We start from the raw sequence: 14,167 nt of genomic DNA on the forward strand, positions 1-14,167 counted from the left end.
GATTAGTTGGGGAAGTCGACCGATAATCCCATCTGAAATCGGCGTGGATTGATGGGGTAATGAGGAAGCGAGAAGTAGTTGTCGCCCATCATACCCTGGTTTACATGGCTCATCATCACATAGAAACGCACTTTCGACAACTTCATGTTGGCAAATGCATTCATAAGCGGATAACCGCCGACGTCTATTGTGCGCTGATTGTAGAATGTCATGGTGGCCGGCTGATAATCGATTGACTTATACTTCGTATAATAGTCACAATCAACGCCAAGCTGCACATGAAGCACTCCGGCCACTTTGAAGTTAAGCGACAGATTGGAATATACTGCAAGTTTGGGCAACGGTATCACAGTTTCGTCCGATGAGGTCTGGAGTGTCACGCGATTCTGCCATACAAGAGGGCCAAACTTAAAATCCTGATGAAGAGACGCACTGACTACCTGCACACTCCCTCCGGCCTGAACCGGCAGACAATCAGGTCCGAAATATATAAGATTCTGTACATTCTCTACCCCGGCATTTATATATGTACGCGTGTGAGGAATGTTGAGAATTCCACCTAACCGCAACGAACGAGTCTTTCCGAAATCATTATCCCAAATGAAATGGTTGGAAACATAATGATTCATCAGATACGGAGCCGCCACATTGCGGAAACGCCCATAGCCGGTAATGCTCACTGAGTCTCCGAAAAGAGGGAACCGAGTATTGACCCGTCCGTCAATCTCAAGGTCTCCCACTGCCGGTCCGATCAGTCCGAACCGAGCAGTCGCATCATACGTCAGAATCGATCCGCGCTGTTTGGTCAACTGTCCTCCGACCCATAGGAGATTCTCACTATGACTTCCGGGAACCTTGCCTACAGGATAAGGGGATAATCCGTCAGGGAGCGGAACGACACGGTCGATTGTATCCGTTGTCTGCTTGTAGTTGCGTATCTGGTGAGTGACAAATGCAGACAGACCAAACTTGGCAAATTTATTGAACTCCTCAATAAGCTGCACACCCAACGTATTTGACAGCGACCAATAGTTCGTGCGGTCATTTGATTCGTCGGGATAAAGATATGTGTTCTTCCAGAATTCAGTATCGGAAGCCTGTGTGTCGCGGAAAGTATGCCGTCCTTTCTGATAGTCTAAAGTCCATACAAAACGCGTCACAGGCACATATGTTCTCACCGTTGTAGTATCGTCAACCTCCTCTTCCTTCCAAAACCCGACATTGTATGTATTGTTGAGATATAGTTGCGCGCCGCTCACACGGTTGAATGCACCTGTAAGATTGGTAGGGATTGCTTTGGGCTGAATAGAAGCCTGTCCGCCCTGAAGCTGTGCGGGGTCGGTGATATATAAATCATCAGTTATACCACCGTTTTCCATATTAAGCATATTCCAGTGGTTGAAAAATCCCTGAAACTCATACCTGTCACCTATATACGATCCGGAAAATCCCCAGTTGAGATGTTTTGTCGCCTGATAGTCGTAGCAACCCTTTGAGTATAGGTAATCAATCATGGCTCCAACCTGTCCGTGAGCATCCACATTGCCTGAGAATATCCCATGCAAACGGTCCTGTGCGTTCTCCTTTCCTCCCGCATTATTATATGACAGAAGAGTCATCGGAATGCGCGTATTATAGAATTTCATACCTGCCAGCGACGGTTTCCAGTATCTTAGAGCATCGGTAAAGAAAAAATCGCTCATGGGCTCGCGCTCGAAGTAGAGCAACGTGCGGCCCGGAGCGCCGAAGTTGCCGGTTGTCCCATACGCATCAGTCACTAATGACGGAACAAATCGCTGCGCATAATTAACATAGAGAGTATCAATAGTGGAAGGCTCTCTCAATCCGAGAGGAGGGAGGATTTTCCAGGCATAAGGTTCGGCCGTGACTTCCTCAGCCGGAGTTGTCTCCTGCTCCGGAAGAACATCTCCCGATGGAGCGTGTGTCGGTATATGCGCCGGTGCGTCGGGTCTGAGTGGAGTCTGGGCATAGACTCCGCTACCCGTGGCCAGTGTCATAAAGAATAATATTGATGTTTTTATATTCATTCAGGCACAGTGTCATTGCCGGATGTTTTGCCATCCACGGCAGAAGTGATAAATGGATCAATGGAATCGATGTCGACATGTTCGTCACCAAGAAGGACATCCTGCATCGAACGTATGATACTCTGAGCACCGATAAGCTGCATTCTCTGTTCAAGAGAATCCACAATATTCACATTAACCGAAAGGAGATAGCCAGCCATGTTCTGAGCCACGCCCTGCTGTCCGGCGCGTAAAAGCGCAAGTATCAGCAACAGATATGTCATGAAAGATATATTGGTGCTCTGTGGATCATCAATTTTAAGCAGATATTCCCGATAAAGCTGAGCAATCTCCCCTACTCTTTTCTGTCGGTAAAGCGACTCAACCAGAATATTCCAGTCATCCGACATCCCCTTTACATACAACCATGTGAGAAGAATGTCGGCAGCAGACTGCCATTGGCCTCTTTCATAAAATCCACGGGCCCATGCAGTCCATTCGTCACTGTTCATTCCTGAGTTTGGCAGATATTGCCGCAGTACACGCAGATTGCGCAAAGAGTCGCCGAGTTTAAGTATATGTTCTACGGCTTCTCGCTCTGCCGGATGTTCGGCAAGATACTTTTCAAGCAGACTTGCCGACTCTTCCTCACTCCCGTCTATTGCAAGCATAGCAGCAAGAGTAAAGAGTGAAGGAGTGTACTCATTGTCCCGGGCCACAACCTCACGCATCATCCTGTAGGCTTCCTGTGTATCCTTCTTCATGTCGAAGAGAATCTGAGCTTTCGTGGTGAGTATGGAAGCGGAATCCGGATTAAGAGCCACAGCATATTCGATAGACCCGAGAGCATTCTCATAATCATCGACATTAAGATATTCCTGTGAGAGCATGTGCCAGTATGTAGAGTTGAACGGCTCCATTCCGGTAAGCTCATCGAGCAGTTTGATGGCAAAGTGATAGTCTCCCTGTTCTTCCACCTCCTGGGCGAGCTCATACAAGAATGTATCCTTATACATACAGCGTTGCTGTATAAGATTTTTGTGTTCCTTAAGCCAGTCGAGCAGCCCAAGTTCGGAGAATGTTGTCACGAGCTGTATTATAGTTTCGTCATCATAGTCGCCATAACGATTGAGGATATCCGACATGGCGTCAGCCGCATCCTGACCTACAGGACGTTTCACTCGCAACACAAGCAAATCCCACAGAGTGCCTGTATTCCTGTGGCTTTCGGCAATGGATATCGCAGAGTCGCTCATCGACAGATTTTCAAGCAGGAAATAAGCCCGCCGCTGCATCAGTTCGTCACTGTCAGGGAAATATCTTACAGCTGCAAAAATGACCTGCAACTGCACGGCCTCGTCATAACTATCGTTGGCGTAGTCATAAATATCCACAAGGTCGTTTTCATCGAAGTTTGACGGAATCTCGCCCGACGAAGCCAACTCGCGAAACTTCCTGTAGAGATTTTCTCTGCGTTTCTGCTCCTGATCCATGAAACAAGGGGATAAATGGTTATCGTGACAGCACACACAAAGCTATACAGGGTGTGCTGTCACGTTATAGAGTATATACCGTATAAACGGAATCGGGGATACAATTATTTCTTCTGAATCTTCTCCCAGGTGTCCTTGAGCTGTATGGTACGGTTAAATACCGGATGAGCAGCAGTAGCGTCGGAATCAAGTGTGAAGTAACCAATACGCTGGAACTGATAATGACCACCAACCTTTGCATTCTCGGCGAGGAACGGCTCTATCTTTATTCCATCGACAACTTTCAGCGAATCGGGATTGAGCATCTCACGGAAGTCGCGGTCCTTTTCCTCGGCCGGATTTTCCACAGAGAAAAGTCGGTCATAGAGACGAGCCTCGGCATCTATGGCATGTGCGGCCGACACCCAATGAAGTGTACCCTTAACCTTACGCATGCTACCGGGAAGGCCACTTCGGGTATCGGGATCATATGTACAGTGAATTTCGGTAATATTGCCTTCGGCATCCTTTACCACATCTTCACACTTTATTATATAAGCGCCCTTCAGACGCACCTCGCCACCGGGAGCCAAACGGAAGAACTTCTTGGGAGGGTTCTCCATAAAGTCGTCGCGTTCTATATATATCTCTCGTGAGAAAGGCATCTTGTGTGTGCCTGCGGTGCTGTCCTCCGGATTGTTTTCCATCTCTACAGTTTCAGTCTGACCTTCGGGATAGTTGGTTATGATGACTTTCACGGGATTCATCACAGCCATCACTCGTGTAGCAACACGGTTGAGGTCATCGCGCACCGCATGCTCAAGCAAGGATATGCTGTTGAGCGCCTCAACCTTTGTATATCCTATAAGATTTACAAAATTACGAATTGACTGGGGGGTATAGCCACGACGTCGCATAGCCGATATAGTCGGCATACGGGGATCATCCCATCCGGCCACAAGGCCTTCTTTTACAAGTTGGAGCAACTTGCGCTTGCTCATTACCGTGTATGTAAGATTGAGTCGATTGAATTCAATCTGACGTGGGCAGTAGCTGTCGTCGGCAAGCTCTTTGACAAAGTACTCATAGAGCGGACGGTGAGGCACAAACTCCAAAGTGCATATCGAGTGGGTCACGCCCTCGAAATAGTCACTCTGACCGTGGGCGAAGTCATACATGGGATATACATTCCATGTAGTGCCGGTACGGTGATGCGGAGTTTTGATGATACGATACATAATCGGATCGCGGAAGTGCATATTGTCCGATGCCATGTCAATCTTGGCTCGCAACACGTAGGTGCCTTCGTCAAATTCACCGGCATTCATGCGATGAAACAAATCAAGATTCTCCTCTACCGGACGATCGCGGTAAGGGCTGTTCTCACCGGGCTGAGTAGGAGTGCCTTTCTGTCGGGCGATTTCCTCAGAAGTCTGATGATCTACATATGCCTTGCCTTCCTTTATCATTCGTACGGCAAGATCATAAAGCTGAGGGAAATAGTCGCTTGCATAATATTCACGGTCACCCCAGTCGAAACCAAGCCAATGGATATCATCGCGAATGGCATCGACATATTCTGTATCCTCTTTCGTAGGATTGGTGTCGTCAAAACGCAGGTTGCATGTGCCGCCGAATTTCTCCGCGACACCAAAGTCCATGCATATTGCCTTGGCGTGGCCTATATGTAGATAGCCGTTAGGCTCCGGCGGGAAACGTGTATTAAGGCGTCCTCCATTCTTGCCGGCGGCAAGGTCATCGGCTACAAGCTGCTCCACAAAGTTGAGACCGCTTTTGCTCTCCTCGTCATTGATTGTTTCAATAATTTCTGACATAGCAATATATTATATTTTCCCACAAAGGTAACAATATTATATGAATCCGCCAACACTCTTATGTGCGGTCTCAGACGGGAGGTACAATATAGAAATATCTGCAACAGAATATCAGTCGTGAATCCGCTGTAGACCACAATCATATGTCAGCATCAGTGTCGCATGACAAGCCATACGCTGAGATTACAGAGTGCAACACATCGCCTCCATCAATCGATGGCGAAAAAGCTGAGAGGACATTAATCCGCGAATTCTTTATCAGTTCCACGCCATCGCGTATGGTATCCGACACACATACATCACCGGCAAGTCCACAGATGTCAATTCTCTTGATATCGTACGATTCAATGATATGAAGTATCCTCTCTGCTGCTACTGAGTTTTTGAAGATTGAATACTCCTCACGCCCGGCATCCTTGCCTTTGTGAAGAATGACAACCTTGTCGGAATTATCAAGCAATTCAGTCATTACCGGAGGCCATATTGCAGCACCCACGGAGTCTGCGATACAATGACGTGGCCATTCGCCTCCGTCGGGCTTAAATGAACAGTGGCGCATGGGGTGGCAATCGGCTGTCACTATAATGAAGGCATAATCAATGTTATGAGTGCGGATATACCCGGCAAGAGCGTTCATTGCACGCTCTGCTCCAGGCACAGGCAGCGCACCTGTGATAAAATCAATCTGCGGGTCAATTATAAGCAGGAGTTTATTTTCATGCGCGGACATTTCCGCTTGAGATATATTCATTGTCTAAGAGAATATTTACGAGGAGATTTCAACTTTTGCGACTTACTCAGCAAATATAATTCAAACATATGAACCGCACAATATCATAATGCATCAAAAAAATCCCACAGAGCCAATATCTATATCATTTCACCCTATAAAAAATATTGCGAGACCGGCCAATCTGAAGCCGTCTCGCAACATTTACAAAGTATGATATTAATCAACGTAAGGAGGGAGTGGTAAGGAAATCGAGGATACGCGTACGGAGTATGAGTTCATAGCGAGCCTGAATGGCCTGCGTAGTGGCTGTCAAGGCTTTGGATTTTGCCTGCTCGTAGTCGGTAGGAGTAGCCCGTCCGACACTGTATTTTTCCTGCATCGCCTCAAAAGCCTTATTGGCGGCATCACGGGCGGTCTCGCCTGCCGCAAGACGCGCTCTTGCTCCGTCGGCCTGATAATACGCCTGCTGCACCTGACGCATAAGTTCCTGCTCGGCCTGGTCAAGCTGCAACTCGGCATTGACTTTCTGCACCTTGGCACGATTTACCTGATTACGTGTCTGCAATCCGTCGAATATAGGGATTGAGAGCGAGAAGCCCATCGAAGTCGCATAATTGTTTCTCATCTGACGCCCGAATGGTTCATTACTGAATCCACTTACAGTATAGTAGCTTGAGCCTATACCGGCATTAAAAGACAAACGAGGGATATAACCGGTTTTTGCGACATCTATTCCACGTTCGGCTGCCGTTATATTCGCACGAGCAGCGGCTACCGCGTGACTCCGGCCCAAGGCCCGGGCATAAAGTTCGGCAAGCGGAGCCATCGTGAGTGCCGGCATATCGGTATCAATTGGCTCTATATCAAAGCCATCGATATCATCTATATATAGAAGCTGTGCAAGGTCAACCAAAGCGAGGCGTGTATCATTGGCAGAAGTCGCCACCGACATACGGTCCTGTGCCAGCTGTGACTCAGCCTCAAGCATGTCAATTTCGGGAATTTTGCCTGCTTCGAGCAACGCTTTGCGGCGTGTAAACTCATATGATGACAGGGCTTCCTGATGCAGAGCCTCCTGATGGAGTTCTTTCTGATAAAGCACCTGGAGATAACCGGCAATAACGTTGAGGGTAACATTGTCACGGATTGCCTCAAGCTGTTGCAGAGACGCTGCAAGTGAAGCCTTGGCATATGCTACCTGACGCGGTGTGTTAAGGCCATCGAACAATGGAAGCGAGAGATTCACGCCCCACTGTGTGTTGGACGTATTGCGGTCGGCATAAGTATTGTCGGAAGTAAGTCCACGCCCGATATTCCATCCTTGCGATACCTGAGCGCCAAGTGTTGGCAGATACCCCGATTTTGCCGACGATACTTCAACATTGCCCTGGCGCACCTCGACAATACGTTGCCTCACCTGAAGTGAATGCTCTACGGCGTAACTGATACAGGAGTCAAGACTCCACGGTGATGCGACTGCCGAGCTCACGGCCATGAGCATCGATATGGTAAAAAGAGATTTTTTCATAATCATTTTCCTGAAATTTCACTGCCGCGCAAACGGTCGTCAGCGTTAATTCCACCCTTAACCTGAATGTTGATACCATCGGAAAGACCGGTAGATATGGCTTTGCGCTCAAATTTATGTTCAGGCACTGTATCTGTAAGAACATATACATAAGCAGAGTCGCCACCCCACTCTACCACCGACTCCGGAAGTGTCATAACCGAATCGGCACGAGCCAGCGTAATTGTAGCGTTTGCACTATATCCGGCACGGAGATTCACAGAATCGGGCACCTCAATGGCTGCTTTAATCTCAAACGTGTTGGAGCCGTTTTCTTCGGTTGACTTAGGAGCAATATATTCGATTACTGCCGCAGGCATAACATCGGGAAGAGCACCAATCGATATGGTGGTCGACATTCCGGTTCTCAGTAGCCCGACTTCAGTTTCATCTACTTTACCGCGGAATATAAGATTGCGCATATCGGCAACCTTTGCCACAGTCGTACCATCGTTCATTGTATTGGCCTGAATGACAGATGTGCCGACTTTTACGGGCACCTCAAGCACCTGGCCGTCAATGGTGGCACGCACAAGAGTGTTAGACTCAGTAGCGTTGTATGAACTGACACCCTCACGGACAATACGGAGCGCATCTTCCGCGGCATCAAGTTCCTGAACGGCTTTCTTATATTCAGTCTCCGACTGTTCGTACTCTTCCCGGGCAACAAACTTGCGTTCATAAAGACCGCGTGTGCGATCAAATAGCTGACGCGCCTGGTCAAGCACAATTTTTGCAGTTGACACCCTTGACTGTGCCGCCGAAAGCTGCGACTCTTCAGGAATCACCTTAATACGGGCTATCACATCGCCGGCACGGACCATGTCGCCGGCCTCTACGTTGATTTCGGATATGATGCCAGATATCTGAGGCTTGATTTCAATCTCATCGCGCGGCTCAATCTTTCCGGTCAGCACAGTAGTACGGCTTATGTTGCCTGTTGACGGGCTAACAAGCTCATAGTTTACACTTTTTTCACGAGAATTGAGAAAAAGATAGACGAATGTGCCTACAAACAGCAGGACGACTATTGTCCAGATAATAATACGTGAGGCTTTCCTCATTGCAGTACGTTATTTTGATTGTTTCTATTTAATTGTCATTCAACGCTTCAATAGGTTTTATGCGCATAGCCTTTACAGCCGGGATAATACCGGCGCCCATGCCAAGCACAAGGAATACTCCAAGTATGGCGAACGCTGTGGAAAACGCCAACTGAAAACTGACTTCCGAACCGTCGGGACCGGCCGTAAGCCTTCCGGCGACCGCGAGTATGAATACCGCAAAACATATTCCACCCACACCGGCAACAGTGGTAAGCACTACTGCCTCGGAAAGAATCTGCGCTATTATATCGCGAGGCCGGGCGCCGATGGCACGGCGTATGCCAATCTCCTGTGTACGCTCCTTGACGATAATCCACATGATATTACCCACTCCGATTATACCTGCGAGCAGAGAGCCGAATCCTACGAAAATCGCGAGAAGATCTATTCCGCTGAATAGCCCGTCAACCTGTTCGAAATCTTCAGAGATATCCCAGTAAGGAACAGCTTCGTCATCTTCAGGCGATATTGTGTGGCGGCTCTGGAGAATACGCTTTATGCGACCGCGCAATTTGCCCGGTGTGCATCCATCACGAACGGTGAATGCGACATAATATACCTTTTCTCCGAGATTATAATTCTGCCGCATCACAGCGAGCGGAAGCATAAGCATTTCTTCCATATTGCCGCCGATATTTATATTATCGTTACGAGGACGCACCACGCCAACTACATGATAATATATATTGTTGGCCTGTACGTATTTGCCTATAGGCGACTCAGTGCCAAACAGTTCGCTTGCCACCCTGGCTCCGATAAGGCAATTTTTACGTAACTGCATCTCGTCGCTTTCATTGAGCAGACGTCCCTCTATGAGCATAGGTTCCATCACTTGATAATAATCCGGAGTAAACCCGAGAATATTGCCGTTGACGTAACTTTTATCGCGATAGGACACAGCACCGCCTGCCTGTACGATACCACTAATGGCGTCAATTTCCGGAACTCCGACACGCAATGCATCCACATCGCCTTGCGTGAGACTCCATTCACGTCCTTTCTGGTATCCTTTGTATGCCCGGGTTGTATTGCTCGAGAATATAAATGCGGAATTTGTGGCAAAACCGTCGAAATTGCGCATCATAAGGCCACGGACACCCTGCGCGCCACCCATAAGCATCGCGAGCATGGCTGTACCCCAGAATATACCGAATGCGGTAAGGAAAGTACGGGTCTTATTGCGAGATAGCATAGCTGTAATCTCTCGCCAGTTATCTATATCGAAAATCGGATTTTTCATTGACTATAATGATTGTTTTGAGAAGGCTATTCAGTGCGCAATGCTTCCACCGGACGTATCTTCAACGCTCGCATTGCAGGGAAAAAACCGGCAAAAGCACCGGCAACAACAAGCAACGCCGTAACCTGAAACGCCAGCCCGACATCGACCCGTGGATCTTTTATAAACTCGACATCAGCAAAGGCATATGCCATTATCTCTCCTGCAATTGTGCCAAGCAATATGCCGACATAACCGAAAAGAGTGGTAATCACAACTCCTTCAAGAATAATCTGCGTAAGAATATATCGTGGACGTGCTCCGATAGCACGACGAATACCTATCTCATGTGTGCGTTCGCGCACACTTACAAACATGATGTTGCTCACGCCGACCACACCGGTAATAAGAGTAAGCAATCCGATGATCCACATTATCCAGTTGAGCACACTCATGGCTGTCTGTTGGCTCAGATAGTTGGAAAAACGGTTCCATATCCATATAGCGCTCTGGTCATCAGGATGAAACGACTCTGAACGCCCGATGGATTCACGTATAGAGCGCTCGATAGCCTCGGCCTCTTCCTGTGTCGACATGCCCTCTACGTTGACGCGTATCGTACCGAGCACATCGGAAAAACCATTCATAGCCTTGGCACAGGAATAAGGTATAAATACAGAAGAAATCCATCGATGCTCATATGTGCCGACTACCTTAAAAGCCAGTCCATTGATATCCAGTATGCGTCCTATGGCACGTTGAGGCGAACCGAATAAGGTAGTTGCATTGCGCTCTTCAAGTACGACTACTTTTGAAGCATCGTTAACATCACGGTCGTTGATAAAACGACCGTTGGTAACTCTCAGCTGTTCTTCCCGCTGCATTATCGGATATACACCTGAATAGGTGGAGGATATGCTTGAGCTATCGCTACGCATCACCACGGTGTTACCTTCAAGCACACCGGAGACTGCCGAAACATTGTCGACAATATCGTGCCGCAATGCTTTCATGTCGCGCTCTCTGACCGGGATTGTGCGCCCGGCGCCCAATCCATTGAAAGGCATGGATGTACGTCCGCTCCACAACTGTAGTACATTGCTGGTCTGCCCCATGGGAGAATCCTCGAAAGCCGTACGCACACCCTTTGCAAAACCAAGCAGCACAATAAGCATAAATATGCCCCACGCAACGGCGATGCCGGTAAGTATGGTGCGCAACTTGTTGGTGCGCATGGTCTGCAATATTTCGTTGAAAAGATCAAACATAGTCAAGATTACTTTTCGGACTGTCGACAATCAAGAGTGCTGAACCGATACATTATCAGTCTTTTTATTATCCATGTCAGTCTGCGATTTCACAATCTGACTATCGGGTATGATAAGTCCGTCGGATATACGTATAATACGATTGGTCTGAGCTCCAACACCCGGATCGTGGGTCACAATTACTGTTGTCATTCCCTCGTTGTTGAGTTGACGAAATATCTTCATCACCTCTACAGAAGTCTTACTGTCGAGCGCACCGGTAGGTTCATCGGCCAGAATAATGGCCGGGTTGGTAATAAGAGCCCGGGCAATAGCAACACGTTGTTTCTGTCCGCCAGAAAGCTCGCTCGGCAGATGATGAGCCCATTCACGCAACCCCATACGGTCAAGCTGCTCTATGGCCATAGCATTACGCTTACGACGCGACACACCCTGGTAGAACAGCGGGAGCGCCACATTCTCAACAGCATCCTTATAGCTTATAAGGTTGAATGACTGAAATACGAAACCAATAAGATGGTTACGTAGATCCGCAGCCGCATTCTCCCCAAGATTACGGATAAGGCGCTTGTCAAGCACATACTCTCCAGAATCATAGTTGTCGAGAATGCCGAGAATATTAAGCAACGTGGATTTTCCAGAGCCGGAAGCACCCATGATACTTACTAGTTCGCCTCGCTCAATATCGAGGTTAATGCCCTTGAGCACATGAAGCGGCACGGCTCCGGGATAGGTCTTATGTACGTCTTTTAAATGTATCATACGTCTGATAGATGCGTCAACAATGCAAAAGGTTGCACAAAAGTGCAACCTTTTTTAGTATTATAAAGCAAATATATGTTAATTTCTGGACAACACCTTATTTTATCGTTGTTTGGTCATGGCAAAACCAGCTTCCATTCCGTCGAACTGCTGAAGCACGGAATTCAGCGCTGACAATGAGGTACTGCCGGCAAACTTGGATATGGTATTGACCAAAGCCATAAGTCTGGTCGTATCAAACGTAATTGTCATGCGTCCGGCGACAATAGATACATGGGCCGTGTAACTGCCAAGAGGAATCTTTTTAAGCGCAGTAAATTTAAACAGGATTTCGCCGGCCTCAGAACCTTGCTCTACAGTGCCGGAAAGCGACAGACGCGAACTCTTCATCGTAAAACTTTTGTCATCAGCTACAGTAAGAGTCATTCCGTCAAAACCTATCATTTTGTAATATTCCGCGAGTTTCTGCTCTACGGCAGCCGAGGCCGCAGCTCCTCCGGCTTTTTTCAGCAAGTCATCGCTCTTGAAGGCAACTGCAGGCGAGGAGTACTGCCATGTGCCGACCATGTCGTCAGTGGTAATCTTATCGTTGCCAAGCACATTGGACAGAAGGCTTCCGAGAACCCCGCCAAGACCGGCGGATGATGTCGATCCGGCAGTTGCGGTAGAATCCTTTGTGGCTGACGAGAGTTTGCCAAGCAATGAGCCTAAATCGACTTTCTGAGCAGATGCTGTCATGAAACAGCATATAGCAGCGACAAGCAATACTGATATCTTTCTCATAATATATTAAGTTAACAATATGTGGCTACATCAATCAAGAATCATACGTCCGAAGCGGTCGGGCTGCAATGTGTACGGAAAATTGCCATCTACAGGGAGCCAACTCATAAAATGCGGCTGAGAGGTGGCTGTAGCGCATTTGAAGAAATTTCCTTTAATCTCCATCGGCCATGAGTCTCCGTATATGCCAAGCAGGTCGAGTGGAATTCCGACAAGAATATTCCATGAGAACAATCCCTCTAGTTCCTGAAACGGCCGCGAGCCACAGGAGGCGACTCTCTGTATGCGACCAAGTATCTCCGGCTCTATAGCGACATCATCATGACCCGGACGCAGGATAAAGCCGGAAACAGTACCAATACAATTGAATGTAAAAACGTATACTGTAGAATCGCCGGGATTAGGTTGAATCATTGCCGCCACAGCCGAGTCTTCATATACGGCAGTATTGGTAATATAATTCACCGCACGAAGGAAATTGCACCGTACAAAAAAGTCAATATATATGTATCGATTGGAATGAGCCATAGAGAATGTAGTCAGAGGCCGATAAGGAAATTTCGGATCTGTCACATACTCTATCGTACGCCGTACACCCCGGTCATCAAGAGTTGTAATCAAGTTGTCAGGTGACATATCGTCAAGCTCACTGATACACGGCACGGCGAGGATGTCGGAATTATTGAATTGAGTTGTCATTCGGAAATCAAGATATAGTCCTTAACACCCATTACAAGCCCCACTATGCCCATGAGCAAAAGCACTCCACCGATAATACGGTTGATAAGCCACAAGGAGCGCACATTGAAATGTGTCCGGACTTTATTTACGAAATATGTTATCGAATACCACCAAAGCAGCGCGCCACCAAATATAGCAGTATATCCGGCTATATAATGATAGTAGCGAAACTCAGGCAGAAGGAAGTTAAACCGGGCAAAAAGGCCGATTATAAAGAACAGAATAAGAGGATTGGAGAATGTAAGCAAGAATCCACTACCAAAATCTTTCCAATATGTATTTGGCAAATCGGACGGTGTCGACAGTCCGCGGGCTGGATTCTGCCTAAACAGCAACACGGCAAATACTCCGAGAACGACTGAGCCGAGTATCTGAAGTATGAGTTGGTTGGTCTGTATGAAATCGGTAATGAACGACATGCATAGTCCTGTAAGCAAGCAGTATATTATATCGCTCAATGCAGCTCCCACCCCTGTAAAGAATGCGGGCCAACGTCCTTTGTTAAGAGTGCGCTGAATGCACAACATCCCTATCGGCCCCATTGGAGCCGATATGAGAACGCCTATAGCGAGCCCGCGTATAATTATGTAGAGGAACGAACCCATCATGCAATTAACCATCAAAGTTAACTCAAATGGTGGAATCTACGAAATA

At 47.6% G+C, this 14,167-nt stretch carries 12 protein-coding genes; all 12 read right to left on the reverse strand.

All coding sequences use genetic code 11. From position 1 onward, the window contains the following. Positions 1 to 2 precede the first annotated feature (2 nt). Positions 3 to 2,018, reverse strand: a complete 2,016-nt coding sequence (locus ADH68_RS13060; protein ID WP_157755901.1) for a putative porin — start codon at positions 2,016 to 2,018, stop codon at positions 3 to 5. A 26-nt stretch (positions 2,019 to 2,044) separates the two neighbouring features. After that, positions 2,045 to 3,520, reverse strand: a complete 1,476-nt coding sequence (locus tag ADH68_RS13065) for a tetratricopeptide repeat protein (RefSeq protein ID WP_068960441.1) — start codon at positions 3,518 to 3,520, stop codon at positions 2,045 to 2,047. A 104-nt stretch (positions 3,521 to 3,624) separates the two neighbouring features. Beyond that, a complete protein-coding gene (locus ADH68_RS13070; RefSeq protein ID WP_198161558.1) occupies positions 3,625 to 5,334 on the reverse strand; it encodes a glutamine--tRNA ligase/YqeY domain fusion protein in 1,710 nt (569 codons plus the stop codon). 139 nt (positions 5,335 to 5,473) lie between these two features. Continuing rightward, complete coding sequence (locus tag ADH68_RS13075; protein ID WP_232321478.1) at positions 5,474 to 6,085, reverse strand: isochorismatase family protein; 612 nt, start codon at positions 6,083 to 6,085, stop codon at positions 5,474 to 5,476. A 202-nt stretch (positions 6,086 to 6,287) separates the two neighbouring features. Next, a complete protein-coding gene (locus tag ADH68_RS13080; protein WP_160899724.1) occupies positions 6,288 to 7,595 on the reverse strand; it encodes a TolC family protein in 1,308 nt (435 codons plus the stop codon). A 2-nt stretch (positions 7,596 to 7,597) separates the two neighbouring features. Further along, a complete protein-coding gene (locus ADH68_RS13085) occupies positions 7,598 to 8,698 on the reverse strand; it encodes an efflux RND transporter periplasmic adaptor subunit (protein WP_068960438.1) in 1,101 nt (366 codons plus the stop codon). A 28-nt stretch (positions 8,699 to 8,726) separates the two neighbouring features. Further along, a complete protein-coding gene (locus ADH68_RS13090; protein WP_068960437.1) occupies positions 8,727 to 9,980 on the reverse strand; it encodes an ABC transporter permease in 1,254 nt (417 codons plus the stop codon). A 26-nt stretch (positions 9,981 to 10,006) separates the two neighbouring features. After that, complete coding sequence (locus tag ADH68_RS13095) at positions 10,007 to 11,227, reverse strand: ABC transporter permease (RefSeq protein ID WP_068960436.1); 1,221 nt, start codon at positions 11,225 to 11,227, stop codon at positions 10,007 to 10,009. Positions 11,228 to 11,257: 30 nt separating this feature from the next. Further along, positions 11,258 to 11,989, reverse strand: a complete 732-nt coding sequence (locus ADH68_RS13100) for an ABC transporter ATP-binding protein (protein WP_068960435.1) — start codon at positions 11,987 to 11,989, stop codon at positions 11,258 to 11,260. Between the two features lie 102 nt (positions 11,990 to 12,091). Further along, positions 12,092 to 12,772, reverse strand: a complete 681-nt coding sequence (locus ADH68_RS13105; protein ID WP_084273976.1) for a lipocalin-like domain-containing protein — start codon at positions 12,770 to 12,772, stop codon at positions 12,092 to 12,094. 30 nt (positions 12,773 to 12,802) lie between these two features. Next, complete coding sequence (locus tag ADH68_RS13110; RefSeq protein WP_068960433.1) at positions 12,803 to 13,471, reverse strand: carbohydrate-binding family 9-like protein; 669 nt, start codon at positions 13,469 to 13,471, stop codon at positions 12,803 to 12,805. After that, positions 13,468 to 14,133 carry a LysE family translocator gene (locus ADH68_RS13115; protein ID WP_068960432.1) on the reverse strand — a complete coding sequence of 222 codons (666 nt, stop codon included), beginning with the start codon at positions 14,131 to 14,133 and terminating at the stop codon, positions 13,468 to 13,470. The genes ADH68_RS13110 and ADH68_RS13115 overlap by 4 nt, the downstream gene beginning before the upstream one ends. Positions 14,134 to 14,167 lie beyond the last annotated feature (34 nt).

This window comes from Muribaculum intestinale (assembly GCF_002201515.1).
GTDB lineage: Bacteria > Bacteroidota > Bacteroidia > Bacteroidales > Muribaculaceae > Muribaculum > Muribaculum intestinale.